Origin of the sequence: Flavobacterium sp. DG2-3 (assembly GCF_030730925.1) — a bacterium.
Taxonomy (GTDB): domain Bacteria; phylum Bacteroidota; class Bacteroidia; order Flavobacteriales; family Flavobacteriaceae; genus Flavobacterium.
Genome location: NZ_JAVAMB010000003.1, coordinates 219529 through 244364, shown reverse-complemented (window position 1 = coordinate 244364; position 24836 = coordinate 219529). Strand labels below are relative to the sequence as shown.

Genomic DNA, 24836 nt, shown 5'->3' with positions numbered 1-24836 from the left:
GGTGATAAATTTAGGTGCTGCAATATAATAATTAACATTTAATTGGCAACATCAGTTCTAATAATTTTATTTAGCTGTTTTTTCCAGAAAATAACCTTTAGTTACGAACGCAAAAATATACTTTTTATTATTTACTGTAACATGAAATACTATATTTTTACTTACTAATTATTTTTTAAGTAAATTTCGCTTTTTAAACCTATGAAACAAGTAATACTTATCTCTCTTTTTCTAATTCCAATTCTTTCGTTTTCCCAGATAAATGGGGCTATAACGATAGATTGGCAGAATAAAAAAGAGGTAAATTTTGGCGAAAATAAAATCACAATTCCATACTTCTCAGGAAACAGTTTTCGCTTCGACACTACAAAAAAAAGCATAACATTCCTCCAAAATTTGAACCAACAGAACGTCTCAAGTGGCAGCTCTGTGCAAATCAGCAATATCATTTACGAGTCAATCACTAGAGCAGATTTAGGAGATTTAACACTTGAAAACATCTCAGAAAAACCAAATGAGACTGTAATTATCACCAACGCAAGAGATATAAAGTATACTTTTCTTTCGTTGTCTCCAATAATTAAAGAAGGAAACAGCTACAAACGCATAAAATCTTTTTCTTACTTTATCAGTAATGCAACTGCGCGATCTGCCAGCACTTCTTCCTTTCAAAAATCAGCAGCCATTTCAAATTCTGTTTTAGCTTCAGGAGAATGGTACCGATTTTACATCCAGAAATCAGGTGTTTACAGAATTGATCGATCTTTTTTACAAAGTTTAGGATTCGATCCTTCTAAAACTGATCCGAGAAGAATAAAGATTTATGGAAATGGCGGAAGAATGCTTCCTTTGGCCAATAACACTTATTATCCTGATGATTTAATAGAAAATGCGATACAAATTTTAGGCGAAAATGATGGTGTTTTTAATAATGAAGATTACATTCTTTTTTATGCTGAAGGAACCGATACTTGGAATTCAGAAAGCCAGACCAACATAAACTTATATGACACCAAGTCCTATTATTATATAACTGCTTCTGGCGGTGACGGAAAGAGAATTCAAAACTTAAACCAGCCTACAGGAATTAGCACTTTAGAGCTAAACACGTTTGATGACTATCAATATCATGAAATTGACCAAACCAACATTGCGCACCTTGGCCGCCAATGGGTCGGCGAAGCATTTGATATTAATCAGGAACAGGAATTCTCATTTAGTTTCCCAAATCTTGAAGCCACGGTTCCCGTAAAAATAGAAGTAAGCGCCGCATCGGCATCTTTAACCACTACTTCTTTTGCAATAGTAGCAAACGGGCAAAATACGGGGTCTATAAATTTTTCGCCTTTAATAGCCAATTCCGACACTAAATATACTACAGGTAAATTACCATCAAATGCACAATTTACCGGAACAGACAATATCAAAATAAAACTTACTTATAATAATAATGGTGTTCCTGGATCAAAAGGCTATTTAGATTACATTAATCTGACTGCCAAACGAAGGCTTTTAGGAACAGGCAAACAATTTCATTTTCAATACAACGCTGCTGGTTCTACAGCAGGAATCGTCAATTATACATTCGGAAATGCTTCGGCAATATCTCAAATCTGGGACGTTACAGACCTATATAATGTATCTAAAATAGAAAATGCAAATCAGGGTTCTTTTAGTTTTAAAGCCAATTTGGGAGAAATCAGAAAATATATAGCCCTTGATCCTTCTGACTATTATGCTCCGCAAAAAGAAAATCAGTCAAAAATTGCCAATCAAAATTTAAAAGGAACGCTTTTTAGAAACAATCAAAATGCTTTTCAAGATATAGATTATATCATCGTAACTCCAAAATCTTTAGTTTCACAAGCTGAAAGGTTGGCGAGTTTTCACAGAACAAATTCCAATTTAAACACAAAAGTTATTGCTTTAGAAAATATCTATCAGGAATTTTCTTCTGGCAAACAAGATATTGCAGCTATTAGAAATTGCATTAAATATATTTATGATAACGCTTCTTCTTCAGAAAGAAGAGTTCGTTATGTCAACTTATTTGGAGACGCTTCGTTTGATTATAAAGACCGAATTTCAAATAACACGAACATTGTACCTATATATCAATCCCTAATTAGTAATACGGTTGGCGAAGCTTCATTTCCTTCTGATGATTTTTACGGATTAATGGACGCTAACGAAGGCGTAATTATTCCGTCTCTTGCCGGAATTGATATCGCGATAGGAAGAATGCTGGTTTCAGACAACGCGCAAGCACAAGAAATGGTCAATAAAGTTCTCGAATATTACGACGCCAAGTCATACGGGAACTGGAGAAATAATATGGTTTTAATTAGTGATGATTCAGATAAAGCCGGTGATCAGACTTTACAAGCCAACCAAAATGCGCTTGCAGATCAAATTGCAACTGAAAAACCTTTTTTTAATATTGATAAAATATTTTTAGACGCTTATACACAAGAAGCTTCAGCGGGCGGATCAAGATATCCGAAAGCAAGAACAGACTTTTTTAATGCTTTTGAAAAAGGCGCTCTAATATTCAATTATTTAGGGCATGGTGGCGAGGACGGATTAGCAAGCGAAAGAATTTGGGAGAAATCAGACGGACAAAATCTTACCAACCAATACAAATATCCTTTATTTATTACGATTACTTGTGAATTCTCTCGTTTTGATGATCCTACAAGACCAACTGCGGGCGAATATGTTTTCTGGAATCCGAAAGGAGGCGCTATTTCGATGCTGACTACTGTTCGTGAAATTGGACAGACTAATGCTGAAGACTTCAATAAAACGCTCAGCAAAAACCTTCTTTCTTATGGTTCAAACCAATATAATACGATTGCAGAATCTTTAAGAATATCCAAAAACGAAAATCCGAGTTCTGCCAGCAATGTGGTCTTTTATATAGGCGATCCTGCTTTAATGCTTGCCATTGCAAAACCGCGAATTAATTTAACGAAAGTAAACGATATTGTGATTTCGCAAGCAATTCCTGACTTAAAATCGTTATCTAAAATTAAAATTTCTGGAGAAATCACCGACGAAAACAACACACTTTTAAGCAATTATAATGGAGAATTAGCCACAGCTATTTTCGATAAATTAATTACAAATACGACTTTAAACAACGATGGTTTTAGCCCTCCAATGCAATTTAAAACTTTGGGAGAAACCATTTTTAGAGGAAACGCCTCTGTAACTAACGGTCAATTTGAATTTAGTTTTGTCGTACCAAGAGATATTAGAATTCCTGTTGACAATGGTCGAATTAGTTTTTATTCGAAGAAAAATGAGTCATTAGAAAATCAAACAGGATATAATAACGTCATTAAAATTGGAGGAATTAACGAAAATGCACCTCAGGACAATATAAGTCCAAAAGTGAAGTTATATATGAACGATGAAACTTTTGTATCGGGAGGAATCACAAATGAATCGCCTTTTCTTTTGGCCTTTTTAGAAGATGAAAACGGAATTAATACAGCAAGCGGAATCGGACATGATATTGTCGCTATTTTGGACGGAGACGTAAGCAATCCTTATATTTTGAATGATTACTATCAGACAAAACTGGACGATTACACCAACGGAAATCTACGTTTTCCATTCCGAAATTTAGCTCCTGGACTGCATACCATAAGTTTTACAGCTTGGGATGTTTACAACAATCCCGTTACGAGTGAAATTCAATTTACAGTTGTTGGAGACGATTCGTTGACATTATCGCACGTTCTTAATTATCCAAACCCTTTTTCAACTTATACGCAATTCTGGTTTTCGCACAACAGGCCTTACGAACCACTAGATGTACAAGTACAGGTAATGACCATTACAGGAAAAGTAGTTTGGACAAAAAATCAAACCGTTACAACAGAAGGTTTTTTATCACGAGAAATAACATGGGACGGAAGAGACGATTTTGGTGACAAAATCGGAAAAGGAGTGTATATTTACAAACTGACTGTGAAATCTAATTTAACAAATAAAAAAGCAGAAAAATACGAAAAGCTTGTCATCCTATAATATTATATATATTTGCACCACCAAAAACACAAGTCCCATAAATGAAAAAACTATCACTTTTATTAATTTGTATTTTTAGCATTTACAATTCAAAGGCACAGGAATCAAGACCTATTGTTACTGGAGTACCTTTTTTATTAGTCGCTGCTGATGCTAGAGCAGCAGGTTTGGCAGACCAAGGTGTCGCCACTTCTGCAGACGTTTTCTCACAACAATGGAACCCTGCGAAATATGCATTTTCTGAAGATGCGCAAGGTCTTTCTATCAGTTACACTCCTTATTTAACAGATCTTGCCAATGATATTTCATTAGGCCAGATTACGTATTACAACAAAATCAACGAAAAAAGTGCTTTCGCAGGAAGTTTTCGCTATTTTGGTTTTGGAGGAATTGAATTAAGATACACAGGAGATCCAAACGAAGCTGTAAGAGAAGTAAATCCGAACGAGTTTGCCTTAGACGGATCTTATTCTCTAAAATTAAGCGAGAAATTCTCGATGGCCGTTGCCGGACGTTTTATCAATTCAAATCTAAAAGTTGCTTCAGAAGAAGTTGATGCTACTTCTGCGAGTTCTTTTGCCGTTGATGTGGCCGCTTTTTACCAATCAGAAGAAATTGCTTACCAAGATTTCAACGGTAGATGGAGAGCTGGAGTCAACCTTCAGAACCTTGGACCAAAAATCAGTTATGATAATGACGATGTAAGTTCAAACTTCTTGCCTGCTAATTTAAGATTAGGAGGAGGATTTGATTTTATCTTTGACGATTATAACAAACTTACTTTAAGCGCAGAGCTTACTAAACTTTTAGTTCCAACCCCTCCAGGAATCGGAACACCTGTTGATGCAAATGGCGATGGAGATTTTGATGATCCAGAAGATATTTCTCAGCAAGAAGCTACTGAGATTGGCTACAGAAACTACAATGACATTGGATGGTTCGAAGGCGTTTTCAAATCTTTTGGAGATGCTCCAGGAGGTTTCAGCGAAGAAATTAAAGAGGTTACCTATAGCGTTGCGGCAGAATATATGTATCAAGATGCTTTTGCAATGCGTTTGGGTTATTACCACGAAAGTCCAGAAAAAGGTGCTAAACAATTTTTCTCTTTAGGAGCAGGATTTAAGTACAACATTATGAAAATTGATGTTTCGTACTTATTCTCAGCATCTAAAATAAAAAATCCTTTAGAAAATACACTTCGTTTCTCTTTAACGTTTAACTTTGGAGACAAATACGAAACTTATTAAAGAGAAAAAATCAAAATAAAATAATTCAATCCAAATTCCTGCATTTTAGGAATTTGGATTTTTTTTCCCTTAAAAACAGATGAAAGAAATCAATATAACCTCTTCATTTACAATATTTGACAATTTAAATGAACTTCCAGCCGATATTCAAGATTTAATGAATCAGGCTGTCGAAATTAGAAAAAAAGCTTACGCACCCTATTCTAAGTTTAAAGTTGGTGCCGCTTTGCTTTTAGACAACGGAAAAGTTATCGTAGGTTCTAATCAAGAAAATGCCGCTTATCCGTCAGGACTTTGTGCCGAAAGAACAGCTATATTTTATGCTGGAAGCACTTATCCAGAAGCAAAAATCTTAAAAATGGCTATTACAGCAGCTTCAGACACCAACCAAACTACCGCTCCTATTCCACCGTGTGGATCTTGCCGACAATCAATAGCAGAATACGAGATAAAACAAGATACCCCTATAGAAATCTATTTTATGGGCGAAATAGGTGAAGTTTATAAATCAGCATCCCTAAAAAATTTACTCCCATTAATGTTTGATAAAAAGTTCTTGTAAAAAAAAGCCAAAAAGTAGCGTTTAAATTTTAGTTCTTAAATGTAATGTCTTATTTTTGCATCCCGACCTTTCGGGCGCAAATTTGTGGGAGGAAACTATTTTGCGTTACAGGCACAATAATCGATAACACAAACAACTTTAGCAAAAGAAAGAATTCAGATGAAAGAAGTTACAAAAGAGGTATATTTAAAGTGGTATGAAGACATGCTACTTTGGAGAAAGTTTGAAGACAAACTTGCAGCGTTATACATCCAACAAAAAGTTAGAGGTTTTCTACACTTATATAATGGTCAGGAAGCTGTATTAGCAGGTGCTCTGCACGCTATGGATTTGACCAAAGATAAAATGATTACTGCTTACAGAAACCACGTTCAGCCAATTGGTATGGGAGTTGATCCTAGAAACGTAATGGCAGAGCTTTTAGGAAAAGCAACAGGAACTTCTAAAGGTATGGGAGGTTCTATGCACATTTTCTCTAAAGAACACGGTTTTTACGGAGGACACGGTATCGTAGGTGCTCAAATTCCTGTGGGAGCTGGTATTGCTTTCGCAGATAAATATTTCAACACTGGCGGTGTTACCATGACTTACTTTGGTGATGGAGCTGCTAGACAAGGTTCTTTACACGAAGCTTTCAACATGGCTATGTTATGGAAACTTCCAGTTGTATTTATCGTTGAGAACAACGGTTATGCAATGGGAACTTCTGTAGAAAGAACTGCAAACCACACTGACATCTGGAAATTAGGTTTAGGTTACGAAATGCCTTGCGGACCTGTAGACGGAATGAATCCTGTAAAAGTTGCTGAAGCAATGCACGAAGCTATCGAAAGAGCACGTCGCGGAGACGGACCAACTTTCCTTGAAATGAAAACGTACCGTTACAGAGGACACTCTATGTCTGATGCACAATTGTACCGTTCTAAAGAAGAGGTTGAAGAGTACAAAAAAATCGACCCGATTACTCAAGTTTTAGACGTAATCTTAGATCAAAAATATGCTACTGAGGCAGAAATTGAAGTAATTGACCAAAGAGTTAAAGATTTAGTAGAAGAATGTCAAAAATTCGCTGAAGAATCTCCATACCCAGATTTACAACAATTATACGACGTAGTATACGCACAAGAAGACTATCCATTTACACCTCATAAATTATAAGAATTATGGCAATTAAAGTAACAATGCCTCGTTTGAGCGATACAATGACGGAAGGAACGGTAGCGACTTGGCTTAAAAAAGTAGGCGATAAAGTAAGCGAAGGAGATATCTTAGCAGAAATTGAAACAGACAAAGCAACAATGGAGTTCGAATCTTTTAACGAAGGAACTCTTTTACATATCGGAATTCAAGCTGGAGAAACTGCTCCAGTTGATTCATTATTAGCCATCATTGGTAACGAAGGAGAAGATATTTCTGCTCTTTTAGCTGGTGGTGATGCTCCTGCTGCCGAAGCTCCAAAAGCGGATGCTCCTGCTGCTGAAGCAAAAACAGAAACTGCTGCTCCTGCAAAAGCTGCAACTGAATTACCAAAAGGAGTTATAGTAGTAACTATGCCTCGTTTGAGTGATACAATGACAGAAGGAACCGTAGCAACTTGGCTGAAAAAAGTTGGTGATACTGTTGCTGAAGGTGATATTTTAGCAGAAATTGAAACAGACAAAGCTACTATGGAGTTTGAGTCTTTCAATGCTGGTACATTATTATACATCGGAATTCAAGAAGGAAATACTGCTCCTGTTGATAGTTTATTAGCGATCATCGGACCTGCAGGAACTGACATTTCTGGAATTGCTGATAATTTCTCTGCCGGAGGTACTGCACCTGCAAGCGCTCCTGCTGCTGAAGAAACAAAAGCTGCTCCAGCTGCTGAAAAAGCGCCAGAAGCTGCTGCTGAAACTTCAAACGGAAGAATTTTAGCTTCTCCATTAGCTAAAAAAATCGCTTCTGACAAAGGAATTCAATTATCTCAAGTTAAAGGTTCTGGAGAAAACGGACGTATCGTAAAAAGCGATATCGAAAACTTTACTCCATCTGCTCAAGATGCACCTGCATCTAACGCTTCTGCACCTGCTGCAAAAGCGGAAGAAAAAGCTGCTGCTCCAAAAGTATTTGTTCCTGCTGGAGAAGTTTACACAGAAGAGATCAAAAACTCTCAAATGCGTAAAATCATTGCAAAACGTCTTTCTGAGTCATTATTCACTGCTCCTCACTACAACTTAGTAATCGAGGTAAGCATGGACGAAGCAATGCAGGCAAGAGCTGCTATCAATAGCGTTCCAGACACAAAAGTATCTTTCAACGATATGGTAATTAAAGCTTGTGCTTTAGCATTGAAAAAACACCCAAAAATCAACTCTACTTGGAAAGAAGATGCTATCATCATCAACCACCACGTAAACATTGGTGTTGCTGTTGCTGTTGAAGACGGATTAGTAGTTCCTGTATTGAAATTTACAGATGCTATGAGTTTATCTCAAATTGGCGGAAGCGTAAGAGATCTTGCTGGAAGAGCTAAAAACAAGAAATTGGGACCACAAGAAATGGAAGGAAGCACATTTACAGTTTCTAACCTTGGTATGTTTGGTATTACTGAATTTAATTCAATCATTAATCAGCCAAACTCTGCAATCCTTTCTGTAGGTGCAATTGTTGAGAAACCTGTTGTTAAAAACGGTCAGATCGTAGTTGGAAACACAATGATGTTATCATTAGCTTGTGACCACAGAACTATCGACGGTGCAACTGGAGCTCAGTTCTTACAAACATTAAAACAATACATCGAAAGCCCAGTTACAATGTTGGCATAATTTATTTGTCAACCTGAGCGAAGTCGAAGGTTATAATTAAATCCCGTCCCGAAGTTTTTCGGGACGGGATTTTTTGTTTAATTTTCATCCTCAAATTCAAAACCTCATAAAATGAAGAAACTAATTTTTGTCACTTTATTTCTGACAGCAATTGCCTGCCAGAAAAAAGAAAACACAGAAAAAACCACAGCCGTTGTAGATGAACACAGCTATTCAAAACCAGAACTTGCTGTTGTAAAACATCTTGATTTGGACATCAAAGTGGATTTTGACACACAGACAATTTCAGGAAAAGCATCTTGGACGATTGACAACAAAAGCAAAGGAAACGAAATTATCTTCGACGAAAACACTTTAGAAATCACTAAAGTAACTTTAGGAGACGAAGAAAAAGAAACGAAATTTGAACTTGGTGCAGCTACCGAATTTCACGGAAAACCGCTTCATATTACGATTGAACCCAATACAACCAAAGTAAACATTTACTACAACACTACTAAAGATGCTGTAGCTTTACAATGGCTAAAACCTGAACAAACTGAAGACAAAAAGAAACCTTTTTTATTCTCTCAAGGAGAAAGCGTTTGGTCAAGAACTTGGATTCCGTGTCAGGATTCACCAGGAATTCGTTTTACTTACAATGCAAAAGTTACAGTTCCTAAAGATTTATTGGCCGTTATGAGTGCTGTTAATCCGCAGAAGAAAAACGATACTGGAGTTTATACTTTCAAACAAGACAAAGCAATCCCATCTTATTTAATGGCAATTGCCGTTGGAGATATCAAGTTTCAAGCAATTGACAAGAGAACTGGAGTTTATGCAGAGCCTTCAATGCTAAAAAAATCAGCTTACGAATTTGCCGAGCTTGGAAAAATGGTCGATGCTGCTGAAAAATTATACGGCCCATACAGATGGGGACGTTACGATGTTTTAGTCCTGCCTCCAAGCTTTCCTTACGGCGGAATGGAAAATCCAAACTTGACTTTTTTAACTCCTGGTGTAATTGCAGGAGACCGTTCGCTAACAAGCTTATTGGCACACGAATTAGGCCACAGCTGGAGCGGAAACTTAGTTACCAATGCAACTTGGGATGATATTTGGCTAAACGAAGGTTTTACCACTTACGTTGAACATCGAATTGGAGAAGCTATTTTTGGCAAGAAAGAATTTGAAATGCAAAACGTTATCACCAATAAAGAATTAACAGATAATGTTGCAGAATATGGCGAAACCAATCCAGATACAAGATTAAAAGTAAGCCTTACGAATAGAAATCCTGATGATGGAATCAGCCAGATTCCTTATGTGAAAGGTTATGCTTTTTTAAGAGTTATTGAAAATGCCGTTGGACGCGAGAAATTTGATCCGTTTATTAAGAATTATTTTGATTCTCATGCATTCAAGTCGATCACAACTGAAGATTTTGTAAAATATTTGAATGAAAATTTGATCAAAGGCGACAAAACTTTAGCAGATAAAATCAAATTGGAAGACTGGATTTACAAACCGGGAATTCCGTCAAACATACTTCCTGTAAGTTCTGCCGATTTTGATGCTATTGATGCCATTCAAAAAAGCTGGAGAGAAACTGGCGTTGCAGGTTTAAGCAAAAAAATCACTACAACTGCAGAAAAACAACATTTTATAGACCATTTGCCAGCTGATATTACAGCAAAAGAAATGGAAGCGATTGACAAAGAGTTCAACTTTACACAAGGTGGTAATTTCATTATCAAACGCCAATGGTTTGTTCAGGCATTAATTCACCAATACAAACCTCCTTATCCTGCAATCGAACAATTCTTAATCGGAATCAGCAGAACAGGTTCTGTGATGATGCTTTACAAAGAAATGGTTAAAACTCCAGAAGGAAAAGTTTGGGCGAAACAGGTTTTTGAAAAAGCAAAATCGGGTTATCATGCTACAACTATTCAGGCTGTTGAAGGGGTTTTGAAATAAAATTTTTTAAATATACTTCGAAAGGCTTTCCATTGCGGAAAGCCTTTTTTTTTGCACAATATTGTCATCCCGAGGAACGAGGGATCTCCGCGAGAAACTCCACAATCAGAATCGACAATCTTTGTAGAGCTACTTGCGAAGATCCCTCGTTCCTCGGGATGACAAACTAGACGAAAAAAAACTTGACTAAAGATGACAAAACAAACGAAATAAGTTCTTATGAAAACCAATCCCCTAGCCCAGATTGAAGTGGAAAGCCCGGAGCTCGAAAGCCTGATTTTTCTTGCCAGAAAACAGCGACCAACGGAAGCTCGTTTTATGGTTTAGAAAAATCAGGCTTTTGAGTGTCCCGATAGCTATCGGGATGGAACGGAAAGCTGGATTAGCTCCTGAAAATAAAGCGAGGGAAAATTGTCCATCACATAGCGTAAATCCTCCATGTTCTAAAATCTGTAATCGTCGCACCTTTGTAATGTCAAAAGACAACAACAAATTATAACAATTAAAATTTAAATAAAATGACACGATTAACAGCATTAAACCCAGAAGAAGTAACAGGAAAAACTAAAGATTTATTCAACGCTGTACAAGCAAAATTGGGCGTTGTTCCAAACATGATGAGAACAATGGGAAATTCTCCAGCAGTTTTGGAAGGCTATTTAGGTTTAAGCGGCGCTTTGAGCCACGGAAAATTAAGCGCTAAAACAGGTGAATTAATTGCTTTGGCAGTTTCAGAAAGCAACTCTTGTGATTACTGTTTAGCAGCTCACACTTTTATCGGTGAAAAATTGGTAAAAGCTGATCCAGCAGTTTTACACGCTGCAAGAACAGGAAATTCTACAGATGCTAAAACAGAAGCAATTTTGCAATTGGCTAAAACCTTAATCAGCAAAAATGGTTTGGTAAATGACGAAGATGTAAACAAAGCAAAAAATGCAGGCGTATCTGATGCTGAAATTGCCGAAACGGTGGCACATACAGCGTTGAATGTTTTAACCAACTACTTCAACAATCTTGCAAATACTGAAATTGATTTTCCAACAGTATAAACCAATCTTTCAATAACAAAAAACAATGTATAAAGATAGCTGTGAGTTTATTTCATAGCTATCTTTATATTTCCAAAAATGAATTGATTATGAGTTCACAGAATGTTTTCACTTTAATAAATCCGCAAAATGGGAATTTGGCTTTCAAGATTCTTCCTTTTGACGACAACAGCCATTTTGATTATTTACAGCGAAATAATTATTATTCTCTAATTTGGGTTACGAAAGGAAAAGGCAAAGTAAAAGCCGATTTTGCAGAACATCATTTTGAAGAAAACTCACTTCTCGCCTTTTCGCCCTATCAGCCTTTTATGCTTTGCGTAAGCGAGCCAATTGAAGGGATTGCGATTCATTTTCATTCTGATTTTTATTGCATCCACATGCATCAAAAAGAAGTTTCGTGCAACGGCGTTTTATTCAACAATATTTATCAGCCTCCATACGTGAAGGTTACAGAACAAACAGCACTAACTTTTAATATGGTTATCGACCAAATGAAAGCAGAGATTCAAAATGCAGAATTGGCGCAATATGAATTGCTTATTTCATATTTAAAGATTTTTTTAATTACAGCTTCTCGTTTAAAAACGGAACAATTGGAAGAAATGAAATCGGTTCCAGATTCTAAAGAACCGGTTATTCTTCAAAACTTGAAAGATGCTATTGAACTGAATTTCAAAACCAAACATTCTGCCGCAAATTATGCCGATTTATTAAATATTTCTCCAAAAGCGCTAGCGAAATTAGCCAAGAATTATTTCAACAAAACGCTTACCGATTTAATTTCGGAAAGAATTATTATTGAAGCCAAAAGAGAATTGTATCTGACCAATAAAACCGTAAAAGAAATTGCTTACGAATTGGGTTATGATGACGAGCATTATTTTAGCCGTTTCTTTAAAACAAATGCCGATGTTTCTCCGCAAATCTATCGCGAAACGGTTGGTTTTGGAAAAATGGACGCTTAATTTTTATTCTTAGCTTCAATCCATTTAGACATGTACATGGTGCTTTTGTAGGCATGATGCTGCAACAAATTGCCCATAAAGTTATGAAGACGATGGTTTTCTGAATCTGTTAAAAGTGAATGTACCAATGAAAGCAGCTGCTCTGAATAATCGCTTTTTTGATAACATTTATTAATGATTTCGATTCCATTTTTTTGAGATTGTTTCCAAAGATTTTCATCTTGATAAAGCTGAATCGCTTTTCTAGCAAATTCCGCTGGATTATCTTCAATAAAACCATTCCAAGGCAACTCGGCATGCATCGCTTCAGAACCAATAGAAGTTGTCATACTCGGCGTTCCGCATTGCATAGCTTCTAATAATTTGCCTTTTAAACCCGCTCCAAAACGAATTGGCGCCAAAACAATTCTAGATTTTTTCACAATTTCATTGGCATTTTCTGCCCTTCCCATGATATAAAAACCATTTTTAGGCTGATGCAATTGCAGTACTTTTTGCGAAGGATAAGCTCCGTAAACTTCCAAAATGGCTTCAGGAAAATCTTTTTTTATGAAAGGCCAAATCGCTTCTTTTAAATATTGAACCGTATTCCAATTCGGTTCATGAAGAAAATTTCCAATGAAAACAAAATTCTTGCGATTTTCAAAAGAAGGTAGCTGCAGAAGGTTTTCTTCCTTCATTTCATCAGTCAAAAACGGAAGATAGAAAAGTAAGTCTTCGTTAATTTTGAAAACATCTTTTAAAATATTCATTTCAAAATCAGAAATAATCAGAGACAAATCACATCTTAAAATACTAGCGATTTCTCGTTTTGCCACTTCTTCAGAAAGCAAATCAACCAATTCAAAAGTTCTATTTTCTTTGAAAGCTTTTTGCCTTGCGGTTCTTAAACAATGCAAATCTTCGGTATCTAAAATTCGGATTGCTCTTGGGCATTTTTCAATCACACGCCATCCAAATTGTTCTTCAATCATGAAACGATCAAACAAGACAACATCTGGATTCAATTCTGAAACAAAATCATCAAAAGAAGAAGAATTGAGTTCGATATTTTTTTTCGAAACTCCAAATTCAGACAAATCCACCATAAAATCACTGTCCTGCGCGGCGCTGGCAAAAGTAATTTCGAATCCGTTTGCTGCGAAAATCGAAATCAATTGCATCATTCTACCGCCTGCTGCAGAAGACTTTGGCTCTGGCCAGACAAAGCCAATAATTAAAAGTTTTTTGGACTGTTCCATTTTAATTGGTTTCATTTTACAAAATAATACATTTTTGAACGTTTTTGCACCATTTTTCCTGACTTTCGGTTGTAAAAAAACACTAATTTTGCAAAACTAAATTCTTAGAAATTATGTTGGGATTAAAATTAGCTACAGACCCTCGCTGGGTAAATATCGTCGAGTCGAATATCGAGGAAATTTTAACTGATCACGCATGGTGCGAACAAAAAGCAGCTTCAAACGCCATTAGCATCGTGACGTATAATTCTGAAATAGAGGAATTAGTAACTGAAATGCTGGAAATTGCCAGAGAAGAACTGGAACATTTTCAGATGGTTCACAACATAATCAAACAGCGCGGACTTACTCTAGGACGCGAAAGAAAAGATCATTATGTAAATGAACTTTTTAAATTCATGAAAAAAGACGGAAGCCGCAGAGACGCGCTTTGCGATAGATTATTGTTTTCTGCCATGATCGAAGCTCGAAGCTGTGAGCGTTTTAAAGTGCTTTCTGAAAATATTAAAGATGAAGAATTAGCCAAATTCTATCGTGATTTAATGATTTCTGAAGCCGGTCATTATACCACTTTTTTAGGATTTGCCAGAAAATACCAAGACAACATTGACATCGACAAACGCTGGAAGGAATGGATCGAATATGAAGGTTCTATTATTACCAATTATGGTAAAAATGAAACTGTTCATGGATAATTTGAGCTCTTTTTTTGACTTTATTTTACATTTAAATACCACAATTCGCTATGCAGAAGAGTAAATCCAGATCAATCGTTTTTAAAATTGCGAAGTATTTCGGAATAACTTTCGCGGTTATTTTAGGATTATTATTTTTAACGCCTATCGTTTTTGAGGATCAGATTAAAGACCAAATAAAGAAAACAGCCAACGAAAGATTAAGCGCAGAATTGAACTACTCTGATGTTTCGGTTTCGTTTTTCCGCCATTTTCCTTCTCTGACTTTAACTTTAGATGACTTAAGTCTCAATGGATCGGCTCCATACACAAACGAAAAATTCATTACTGCAAAAGAGGTTTCTTTTGGGATAAATGTGGCGAGTCTTATTTTTAGCAAGTCGGTAAAAATCGATCAGATTTATTTATCAGATTCTTTTATAAATGTAAAAGTGAATCCGAATGGCGAAGCCAATTATAACATCTATAAATCTCAGGAACAAGCTTCTAAAGCTAAAGACAGTTCTGACACTGCTCTAAAACTGGAGCGAATTGAGATTTTGAATAGTAAAATTATTTACGATGACAAATCTACAAAAGTTCATTTTGACGCGTACGGATTTAATTATTTAGGAAAAGGAGATTTAAACAAAGCTGTTTTTGACTTGTATTCTAAAGCCAAAATAGAAAAATTAAATATCGTTTATGAAGACGAACCTTATTTAATGAACAAAAAGATTGATGCCGATTTAATTACAAAAGTCAACATCAACTCGCTTTCTTTCTTTTTCCAGCAAAACAACCTAAAAATCAATCAGCTTTTAGTAGATTTCAAAGGAAAATTTGACATTTTAAAAGATGGCTACAATATGGATTTTGTTATTAAATCTGACAACAGCAAACTTTACGATGTATTTACCGCTTTTCCTCCAAAATATATTACTTGGCTTTCTAAAACAGAATTGCAGGGAAATACTAGCCTTCTGCTGACTTTAAAAGGAAAATATATTACTTCAGAAAACATTGCTCCAGATTTGGATCTGGATGTTAAAATAAATGATGGGTTTGTCAATTATAACAAAAGCGCATTTCCTGTTTCTAACTTAAATTTAGACATAAAAACTACAGTTCCGTCTTTAAACCCGGATTTAGTTATTGTTAATGCTAAAAATCTGTCTTTAAACATTAATCAGGATTATTTAAAATCTAAGTTTTTGGTTAAAGGAATCAATACACCCGATATCAATGCGGATTTTAAAGCCAAAATCGATCTTGAAAAACTAACTAAAGCGCTCGGAATTCCTGATATTGAATTGAAAGGAAATCTAGTTGGTAATGTAAAAGCAAACGGAGTATTTGATCAAAAGAGCAAACGTTTTCCTGTGACAAATGGAACTATTAATTTGGATAACGGTTATTTAAAAACACCTTATTACCCAAATCCAATTACAAACATTACGATTAAATCGAAAATTGAGAACCAAAAAGGAACTTTCGAAGATTTGAAAGTAAACTTACATCCGACGCAATTTACTTTTGAAGGAAAACCGGTATTTGTTCAAGCCGATTTAAGCAATTTTGACGATTTGAATTATGATGTAAAAGCCAAAGGTGAATTGGATGTGAGCAGAATTTATAAAGTCTTCTCTCAAAAAGGTCTTGATTTGGACGGTTTTGTAAAAGCCGATTTATCTTTGAAAGGACAACAAAGCGATGCTGAAAAAGGAAATTACAGCAAATTAAACAATAAAGGAACGCTTGAACTAAGAAACATCGGAATTGCTTCTGAATATCTTCCAAAGAAATTCATTATCAAAGAAGGAATATTCAAAATCAACCAAGATAAAATGTCATTCAATAACTTCTTGGCAGCTTACGGTCAGTCAGATTTTAAAATGAATGGTTATTTACAGAATGTTTTTAATTATGTGAGCACCAATACAGGCGTTTTGAAAGGTTCTTTTAAAGTGACTTCGCGTTATATCAATGTTGACGAATTCATGTCAAAGGTTGACCCAAATGCATCTGTAAAAAAGACTTCTGCTACAGAAACAAAACAATCTGAAAATGCACAAACTGGAGTAATTATTATTCCAAGCAATCTAAATTTACAATTAATTGCAAATGCTCAAAAAGTAAATTTTGATAAATTAAACCTTCAAAATGCAACTGGGCATTTAACAATGAAAAATGGTAAATTAACGATGCAGAATACGGGTTTCAATTTAATTGGATGTCAAGTGTCTATGAATGCCAATTATCAAGCCGTAACGCCACAAAAAGCCAACTTTGATTACGCTATAAAAGCCACCGATTTTGATATCAAAAAAGCGTATAATGAAATCGAAGTTTTCAGAAAAATGGCTAGTGCAGCAGAAAAAGCCCAAGGAATCGTTTCTTTAGACTATCAATTAAAAGGCCGTTTAAATAAAAATATGGATCCTGTTTATCCTTCACTTGCGGGTGGCGGAACACTTTCTGTAAAAGATGTAAAAGTTCGTGGTTTAAAAATGTTTAATGCGGTAAGCAAACAGACGAATTCGGAGTCGATGAAAAATCCGGATCTTTCAAAAGTAGACATTAAAACCACCGTTAAAAACAATATCGTAACGGTAGAACGCTTTAAATTTAAGTTTGCAGGCTTCAGACCAAGAATCGAGGGAACATCAAGTCTAGATGGAAAATTAAACTTAAAAATGCGTCTCGGATTACCTCCTTTCGGTATTTTCGGAATTCCATTAACTGTTACAGGAACTCAGGATAATCCTAAAGTTAAAGTGGGAAGAAAAACGGAAGATTTGGAAGAAACAAAAGATACGGAGGAATAGAATTTGGAAAATTTCAAATTTCAAATTCCAAATTCCAAAATCTAAATTCTAAATAACAACAATATCTCACCTTTGTCAAAGTTTTAAACTTTGACAAAGGTTTTTTTTTAAGACCATTATATTCACACTCTTTGTCATTGCCAGGAACGAAGCAACCACACTAACAATAATCACTAATTAAATTTAGCACGTGAGATTGCTTCGTTCCTCGCAATGACCAAAAACAAAAAACCCGTTCATTTCTGAACGGGTTTTTTATAAAAAGTAATCTATGAATTATTATGCCTCGAATGGGATAATAGATACATAAGATTTGTTATCTCTTTTCTTTTGGAACTTAACAACTCCAGCTACTCTTGCGTGTAGTGTGTGATCTTTACTGATGTAAACGTTTTCACCTGGATTGTGTTTTGAACCTCTTTGTCTAACGATGATGTTCCCAGCAATAGCAGCTTGACCACCATAAATCTTAACGCCTAGACGTTTTGATTCTGATTCTCTACCATTCTTCGAACTACCGACACCTTTCTTGTGAGCCATGACGTATGAGTTTAAATATTGTTATTATTCTTTAGTAGTCTCTTTTTTTGCTTTTGGAGCTGCTGCTTTTTTAGCTTTTGGAGCTTCTTCAGTAGCTGGAGCTTCTTCTGCTACAACTGCTTTTTTAGCTGCTGCTTTTTTAGTTCCTCCTGCTGCAGTAATACCTTCAATTACAATTTGTGTAAGATATTGTCTGTGACCATTTCTCTTTTTGTATCCTTTTCTTCTTTTCTTTTTGAAAACGATAACTTTATCACCTTTTAAGTGTTGTAACACTTTAGCTTCTACTGAAGCACCTTCTATAGCTGGGGCGCCTAAAGTTACATTTCCGTTGTCATCTAATAAAAGAACTTTGTCAAAAGAAACTTTTGAACCTTCTTCGTTAGCCAAACGGTGAACATAAACCTTTAAGTCTTTGCTTACTTTAAATTGTTGCCCTGCTATCTCTACGATTGCATACATACCAAATTGATTTATTGATTTTTAAGGTTGCAAATATACAACTAAAAATTTACTGTGCAATCTATAAAAGCAAAAATATTTTGACATTTAAAAACCTTGTTTTTCAAGCAGTTTCGCACGATAAACGAAACTATTTTAAAGTAAAAGACTGTTAAAATTTCATTTATTTAAAAACAAATCTGCAATTCATAATTAAAAAAACTATTTTTGATGTAACCAAAATCAACTCTTGTCGACCTACTCTTGTTGATATTTTAAAATTATTAATCTTTATGAAAAAATCAATAATGATGTTAAGTGCTGCATTAATGCTTGGCGGAGTGGCTCATGCCCAAAAAGTAGCTTTTGAAGAATACGATTTAGACAATGGATTGCATGTCATTTTACACAATGATCCTTCTGCTCCAGTTGTGATTACTTCGGTAATGTATCATGTTGGATCAAAAGACGAACGTCCAGACCGAACTGGATTTGCACACTTCTTTGAACATTTATTATTTGAAGGAACTCAAAATATAAAGCGTGGTGAATGGATGAAAATCGTTACCGCAAACGGAGGGGTAAACAACGCCAATACTTCTGACGACCGGACTTATTATTATGAAGTTTTTCCTTCTAACAGTTTAGAACTGGGTTTATGGATGGAATCTGAAAGATTGATGCATCCTATTATTAATAAAATTGGAGTTGACACTCAGAACGAAGTCGTAAAAGAAGAAAAAAGAATGCGTTACGACAATCAGCCATACGGAAATATTCTTCCAGAGGTTAAAAAGAATATGTTCAAAAATCATCCTTACAGATGGACCACAATTGGTTCTATGAAAGATCTGGATGCTGCAACACTAGAAGAATTTCAAGCTTTTAATAAAAAATTCTATACTCCAAATAACGCTGTTTTAGTTGTTGCTGGAGATTTTGAAAAAACAAAAACGAAAGAATGGATTCAGAAATATTTTGGGCCAATTCCGAGAGGCGAAGAAGTTAAAAAACAGACTTATATAGAAGCCCCAATCACTCAGACGATTAAAGCGACTTACGAAGATCCGAACATTCAGATTCCGATGATTGTCGCTTCGTACAGAACACCTTCGATGAAAACTAGAGACGCAAGAGTTTTAGATTTAATTTCGTCTTATTTAAGTGACGGAAAAAGCTCTAAACTTTACAAAAAAATAGTTGACGACAAAAAAATGGCGTTACAAATTGGCGCGGTAGGATTTAGCCAAGAAGATTACGGAATGTATATTCTTTATGGACTTCCAATGGCCCCGAACACTACTGCCGATATTTTAAAAGAAATGGATGAGGAAATTGTAAAAATACAAACCGACCTTATTTCTGAAAAAGATTACCAGAAATTACAAAACAAATTCGATAACAATTATGTAAATGCCAATTCGAGCGTAGAAGGAATTGCAGAAAATCTTGCATCGTATTATTTATTGTACGGCGATATTAATTTGATTAATACCGAAATCGACATCTACCATTCTATAACAAGAGAAGAAATTAGAGAAGTTGCCAAGAAATATTTAAATCCAAATCAGCGATTGATTTTAGATTATATTCCTACTCCTAAATCTCAAAACTAAGAATATCGAATCATGAAAAAAATATATCCTTTTTTAATCCTTTTTTTCCTAACTGGAATTATGCAAGCACAAGATCGTCCACAACCCAAACCAGGAAATGCCCCAGTAGTCAACATCAAAAAACCGCAGACGTTTGTTTTATCAAACGGAATGAAGGTTTTAGTTGTTGAAAACCATAAATTGCCTAGAGTTAGTTTTACGCTTACACTAGACAATGCTCCATTTACTGAAGGCAATAAAAAAGGAGTTGACGAATTGACGAGCAGTTTAATTGGAAACGGAACTAAAAAAACAACAAAAGAAGCTTTTAATGAAGAAATTGACTTTTATGGAGCCAATATCAATTTTACTTCTCAAGGCGCTTATGCAAGTTCATTATCTAAATATTCAGGACGCGTTTTAGAACTTTTGGCAGAAGGTGCTTTACAGCCAAATTTTACTCAAACCGAATTTGACAAAGAAAAAGCAAAACTTTTAGAAGGTCTTAAAGCGGACGAAAAAAGCGTTCCAGCAATTTCTAACCGAGTGGTAGATGTTTTAGCTTTTGGGAAAAACCATCCGAATGGCGAATATCTTTCTGAAGAAACTGTAAAAAATGTTACTCTAGCAGACGTTCAAAACAATTATAATACTTATTTCGTTCCAGAAAATGCTTATTTAGTTGTTATTGGCGATATTAAATTTAAAGAAATAAAAACGGCTGTTGAGAAATTATTTGGCGGATGGAAAAAACAAGCGGCGCCTAAAAACACTTATCCAAGTCCAGTAAATGTTTCTAATTTGCAAATAGATTTTGTTGATGTTCCAAACGCAGTTCAATCTGAAATTTCATTGGTAAATACTGTAAATTTAAGAATGAGCGATCCTGATTTTTTCCCTGCAGTTATTGCAAATCAAATTTTGGGAGGCGATTTCAACAGTTATTTAAACATGAATTTACGCGAACAGCACGCTTGGACGTATGGCGCGAATTCTAGCATCGGAAGCGGAAAATATGTTACTAAATTCAAAGCTTCATCGGCAGTTAGAAATACCGTAACAGACAGTGCTGTTGTTCAATTTGTAAAAGAAATCAAAAGAATTAGAACTGAAAGAGTTGATCCAGAAGTTTTAAGAAACGTAAAAGCAGGCTACATTGGAAGATTTGTAATGCAGGTTGAAAAACCGCAAGCTGTTGCACGTTACGCCTTGAACATAGAAACAGAAAAACTTCCTGCTGACTTCTACGAAAAATATATTCAGACTATTAATAATGTTACAGCAGACGACATTTACCGTGTTGCCAACAAATATTTCTTATTAGACAACATGCGTATTGTAATCGTTGGAAAAGGTTCTGATGTAATTTCTGGTTTAGAAAAATTACAAATTCCGATCAATTATTTTGACAAATACGGAAATCCAGTTGAAAAACCGGCAGCTAAAAAAGAGGCTCCAAAAGATATTTCAGCAAAAACAGTTTTCGAAAACTACATTAATGCTATTGGTGGCGAAAAAGCCGTTACTGCAGTAAAAACATTATACATGAATGGTTCGACAACTGTTCCGCAAGCTCCTACTCCATTGACTTTTATATCAAAATTAGATTCAAAAGGAAAAATGATGGTATCGCTTTCTATGGGAACCATGAATATCATGAAACAGGTGGTAAATGAAAAAGGCGCATACGTTGAACAGCAAGGACAGCGTAAAAATCTTGAAGGTGAAGATTTAGCCGAAATGAAAGCAAATGCCGCTCCTTTTGAAGAATTACAGCTTGTAAAAAGAACTGATTTAAAAGTGGAAGGAATTGAACCTATTAACGGAAACGATGCTTACGTAATTAAAGACGGCAAGACAAAGTATTATTATGATGTGAAATCGGGTTTAAAAACTGCTGAATCTAAAGTTCGCGAACAAGGCGGAAAATCAGTAGAACAAATCACAAATTTCAACGATTATAAAGAAGTAAAAGGCGTAAAAGTTCCTTTTAATTTAGTTCAGAATGTTGGTTTCGAATTGGATATTAAAATGTCTGATATCAAGATTAACGAAGGAGTTTCTGAGAAGGATTTTTTATAATACAAGGTACATAGCCACAAAGGCTCAAAGGCACAAAGTTTTTTATCAGCTTTGTCAAGGTTTTAAACTTTGACAAAGCTTTTCTTTTACGCTAAGTTTTGTCAGGCTGAGCGTCCCGAAGCCTCGGGAGAAACCCCGTTCCAGTTGGAGTGCCCTTCGACTTCGCTCAGGGTGACACTGCAATAAACAATTAACCATACCTATTGTCAGGCTGAGCGGAGTCGAAGCCCAAGTCTTACTTCTTCGCCGATAAATAAACTCCGATTAAAATAACAAAAGCACCAACTGACTGAATTGGCGTAAGCACTTCATTATCAAACAATCCCCAGAAGAACGCCACAATCGGAATTAGATACGTTACTGAAGTTGCGAAAACTGGCGACGATATCTGAATCAGTTTAAAGAAAAGGATATTGGCTATTCCGGTTCCTAAAACCCCTAGAATCATTACAAAAAGTATAGAATGCTGCGTTTCTGCAAAATGTATTTTCTGGCCGATATCTGTTGTACTCAGAATAATTAAGGCTGGCAAAAACAAAACTGCAAAATTTCCTGTTGTAATGCTAACCGAATTTAAGTCGTGAAGATATTTCTTAATCAGATTTACGTTGATTGCATAACTAAGCGTCGCAATTACAACCAATACAACATAAAGATAATTTTGCGTTCCGCTTGAAGAATCTCCGCTTAAAACCAAAAGCAGACAGCCTACAAGCCCAACAAAAACGCCTAAAACTTGTCGCCTTTGAAACTGAATTCCAAATGCTATAATTCCTAAAACCAAAGTATTTAAAGGCGTTAATGAATTTAAAATCGCTACAATAGAACTGCTGACCTGAGTTTCTGCAATCGCAAAAAGATAAGCTGGCATAAAAGTTCCGAATAGAGAAGTTATAGCAACATACTTCCACTGGCGGCGAGAGATTTTTTTCAAACTATTAAAACCAAAAATCAACAAAAACAGCGCGGCAAAAATAATTCGGAACGAACCAACTTGAATGGCAGTCAGTCCGATTAGTCCCTTTTTTATTAAAATAAAAGAACTTCCCCAGATAAGAGAAAGAATCGCTAAGTAAATCCACTTTAACTGTTTTGTGTCCATAAATTGTTATTTACTGCAAATTTGTAATTATTTTACGAACTGAGCATTCTCTTTTTATTAATTTTGCAAACAACCTAATTCGCAATTTAAAATTTATATATAATGAAAATTTCAAAAATCTTAATCGCTGCAACAATCGCTGGTTTAGTATTTGTTGGCTGTAAAAAAGAAGAAGATAAAAGTCTTCAAGTTGTAAATGCAGAAAAAACTGCTCCAAAAGAACACAAACCAATTGCTGCAGAAAATTTACAGACTGCAAGCTTTACAATTGACGGAATGACTTGTGCGGTAGGATGCGCAAAAACAATTGAAGAAGAATTGGCAAATCTTGACGGAGTTGACAAAGCAACTGTTGATTTTGACAAAAAAACAGCGACGGTAAGTTTTGATAAAACTATTCAAAACCCAGAATCTTTAACGAAAGTGGTTCAAGATACTGGCGATGGAAAAACATATAAGGTTTCGAATTTTAAGTCTTAAATTCGAAAATTCAATTATAAAAAATGCGCTCAAATTTGAGCGCATTTTTTATATACAAGATCCAAAAAATTTATATTTGCTAAAAACGAAAAAGTTTAATTCATCTAAATCTAATTACAAATGCCCAACTATGTTTACATGCTTTTTTTCTTATCATTAAACATATACATCTACATGCATTTGAATAAACTGCTGAAATTAGAATCTCTAGCACGATTTTTTATCACATCACTATTTCTCCTTATAATTATATTGCATGAATTAAATTTTACTCCTTGCTTATTAGCAAGACCAATATTTAACCGCTTATTCTTCTTTAGCTATATCTTAATCTTTTTTTATTTTTTAAATAAGTTCATGATTCATGAGATAGCCAAGAAATCTTTCAATACTTTTAATGATGCTATTGTAAAGATGATTGATAAGAAAATTTTATTGACACTTATTTTTCTAATTAGTTTTATAATGCAATTAAAAATGATTTATGAATTGAAATAATTTTGCAAATTTTCATTTTGGCACGAGTGAAACACCAGCACCAGCAGAGTGATTTTTTTAAAATGATTAATCCAATTAAATTTTATTGATAATGTCCATAAACTTAATATTAACCATACTATACGGATTACTAAATTATTTTATCTTAAAAAGAATAATATTAAATGATTGCTTTAGCTACAAACAATTTTTCTATGTAAGTGTTTACTTTTTTCTGTTCTTATTTTTAATAAAGTTTTTTTACTTTGACCAGTATGTAAAACAGCCCAATGCAAAAAAAATGAAAATAATTGTTCTAACCTTAATTAGCTATGGAATCATATTTTTCAATGCTATAAAATTTTTATTTGATGAAGCATTTATAAATTATATACAAAACTTTAATATCGAAAAACTTAGCCAAACAAAAGAAAAAAATATAGAAGAGCACAGTCTATTATTGCTTTTTCTAGCATAAGCGCTTTACAGTTTTTGCTTATTTGGAGTTCAAAATTATAATACAATCCTTAAATAATATTGCTATTAAAAAAATGCACAAGAGATACACCCACGCCAGCATAGAGAAAAACTATTTTTCAATTAAAAATTAAAAAATGTATTATTTCGTTTTAAGCACATTAGTTTGTGTAACAAATTATTCTTTTTATAAAATTCTGAAAAAACAATCCAATTTAGTGAGATTACTTATCTATTGCGTAATATTTTTTTTTGCTATAGTTTTAATA

Annotated in this window: 18 protein-coding genes; 14 read left to right on the top strand and 4 right to left on the bottom strand. The window is 34.8% G+C overall.

Annotation, left to right across the window (positions count from 1 at the left end; all coding sequences use genetic code 11):
* Positions 1-201: 201 nt before the first annotated feature.
* From porU to Q9Q97_RS07030, 8 genes are all read left to right on the top strand, one after another.
* Entirely contained in the window at positions 202-4038 is a 3837-nt protein-coding gene (gene porU, locus Q9Q97_RS07065) for a type IX secretion system sortase PorU (RefSeq protein WP_306155857.1), read from the top strand.
* A 41-nt stretch (positions 4039-4079) separates the two neighbouring features.
* On the top strand, positions 4080-5285 hold the full coding sequence (porV, locus tag Q9Q97_RS07060; protein ID WP_306155856.1) for a type IX secretion system outer membrane channel protein PorV: 1206 nt from the start codon (positions 4080-4082) through the stop codon (positions 5283-5285).
* A 79-nt stretch (positions 5286-5364) separates the two neighbouring features.
* Positions 5365-5847 carry a cytidine deaminase gene (gene cdd / locus Q9Q97_RS07055; protein WP_306155855.1) on the top strand — a complete coding sequence of 161 codons (483 nt, stop codon included), beginning with the start codon at positions 5365-5367 and terminating at the stop codon, positions 5845-5847.
* A 159-nt stretch (positions 5848-6006) separates the two neighbouring features.
* The gene (gene pdhA, locus Q9Q97_RS07050) at positions 6007-7005 is read left to right on the top strand and encodes a pyruvate dehydrogenase (acetyl-transferring) E1 component subunit alpha (RefSeq protein WP_306155854.1); all 999 of its coding nucleotides are present in this window, start codon (positions 6007-6009) and stop codon (positions 7003-7005) included.
* 5 nt (positions 7006-7010) lie between these two features.
* Positions 7011-8654: a pyruvate dehydrogenase complex dihydrolipoamide acetyltransferase gene (locus tag Q9Q97_RS07045; protein ID WP_306155853.1), complete on the top strand. Its 1644-nt coding sequence runs from the start codon at positions 7011-7013 to the stop codon at positions 8652-8654.
* Positions 8655-8765: 111 nt separating this feature from the next.
* Positions 8766-10613: a hydrolase/aminopeptidase gene (locus Q9Q97_RS07040; RefSeq protein ID WP_306155852.1), complete on the top strand. Its 1848-nt coding sequence runs from the start codon at positions 8766-8768 to the stop codon at positions 10611-10613.
* Positions 10614-11131: 518 nt separating this feature from the next.
* Positions 11132-11662 carry a carboxymuconolactone decarboxylase family protein gene (locus Q9Q97_RS07035; RefSeq protein ID WP_125722183.1) on the top strand — a complete coding sequence of 177 codons (531 nt, stop codon included), beginning with the start codon at positions 11132-11134 and terminating at the stop codon, positions 11660-11662.
* Positions 11663-11751: 89 nt separating this feature from the next.
* Complete coding sequence (locus Q9Q97_RS07030) at positions 11752-12630, top strand: helix-turn-helix domain-containing protein (protein ID WP_306155851.1); 879 nt, start codon at positions 11752-11754, stop codon at positions 12628-12630.
* On the opposite strand, the gene Q9Q97_RS07025 is transcribed toward Q9Q97_RS07030, so the two are convergent.
* Positions 12627-13871 (bottom strand): glycosyltransferase, encoded by a 1245-nt coding sequence (locus tag Q9Q97_RS07025; protein WP_306155934.1) that lies wholly within the window; start codon positions 13869-13871, stop codon positions 12627-12629. The two genes, Q9Q97_RS07030 and Q9Q97_RS07025, sit on opposite strands and share 4 nt — an antisense overlap.
* A gap of 113 nt (positions 13872-13984) precedes the next feature.
* Here Q9Q97_RS07025 and Q9Q97_RS07020 point away from each other — a divergent pair, with 113 nt between their 5' ends.
* Both Q9Q97_RS07020 and Q9Q97_RS07015 read left to right on the top strand, forming a co-directional pair.
* Positions 13985-14566, top strand: coding sequence for a tRNA-(ms[2]io[6]A)-hydroxylase (locus tag Q9Q97_RS07020; protein ID WP_132990767.1), 582 nt, complete (start codon positions 13985-13987; stop codon positions 14564-14566).
* A 50-nt stretch (positions 14567-14616) separates the two neighbouring features.
* Entirely contained in the window at positions 14617-17373 is a 2757-nt protein-coding gene (locus Q9Q97_RS07015; protein WP_306155850.1) for an AsmA-like C-terminal region-containing protein, read from the top strand.
* A gap of 279 nt (positions 17374-17652) precedes the next feature.
* Here the strand turns inward: Q9Q97_RS07015 and rpmA are convergent, their stop codons facing one another.
* Positions 17653-17913 (bottom strand): 50S ribosomal protein L27, encoded by a 261-nt coding sequence (rpmA, locus tag Q9Q97_RS07010; RefSeq protein WP_012023622.1) that lies wholly within the window; start codon positions 17911-17913, stop codon positions 17653-17655.
* Positions 17914-17937: 24 nt separating this feature from the next.
* Positions 17938-18375, bottom strand: coding sequence for a 50S ribosomal protein L21 (gene rplU, locus Q9Q97_RS07005; RefSeq protein WP_306155849.1), 438 nt, complete (start codon positions 18373-18375; stop codon positions 17938-17940).
* Between the two features lie 272 nt (positions 18376-18647).
* Between rplU and Q9Q97_RS07000 the strand changes: the two genes are divergently transcribed.
* A complete protein-coding gene (locus Q9Q97_RS07000) occupies positions 18648-19970 on the top strand; it encodes a pitrilysin family protein (protein ID WP_306155848.1) in 1323 nt (440 codons plus the stop codon).
* A 12-nt stretch (positions 19971-19982) separates the two neighbouring features.
* Positions 19983-22031 carry a pitrilysin family protein gene (locus tag Q9Q97_RS06995; RefSeq protein ID WP_306155847.1) on the top strand — a complete coding sequence of 683 codons (2049 nt, stop codon included), beginning with the start codon at positions 19983-19985 and terminating at the stop codon, positions 22029-22031.
* A gap of 235 nt (positions 22032-22266) precedes the next feature.
* Here Q9Q97_RS06995 and Q9Q97_RS06990 read toward each other — a convergent pair whose 3' ends face one another.
* A complete protein-coding gene (locus Q9Q97_RS06990) occupies positions 22267-23133 on the bottom strand; it encodes a DMT family transporter (protein ID WP_306155846.1) in 867 nt (288 codons plus the stop codon).
* A 102-nt stretch (positions 23134-23235) separates the two neighbouring features.
* Here Q9Q97_RS06990 and Q9Q97_RS06985 point away from each other — a divergent pair, with 102 nt between their 5' ends.
* Both Q9Q97_RS06985 and Q9Q97_RS06980 read left to right on the top strand, forming a co-directional pair.
* Positions 23236-23613: a heavy-metal-associated domain-containing protein gene (locus tag Q9Q97_RS06985; RefSeq protein ID WP_125722176.1), complete on the top strand. Its 378-nt coding sequence runs from the start codon at positions 23236-23238 to the stop codon at positions 23611-23613.
* 778 nt (positions 23614-24391) lie between these two features.
* The gene (locus tag Q9Q97_RS06980; RefSeq protein WP_306155845.1) at positions 24392-24568 is read left to right on the top strand and encodes a hypothetical protein; all 177 of its coding nucleotides are present in this window, start codon (positions 24392-24394) and stop codon (positions 24566-24568) included.
* Positions 24569-24836: the final 268 nt, after the last annotated feature.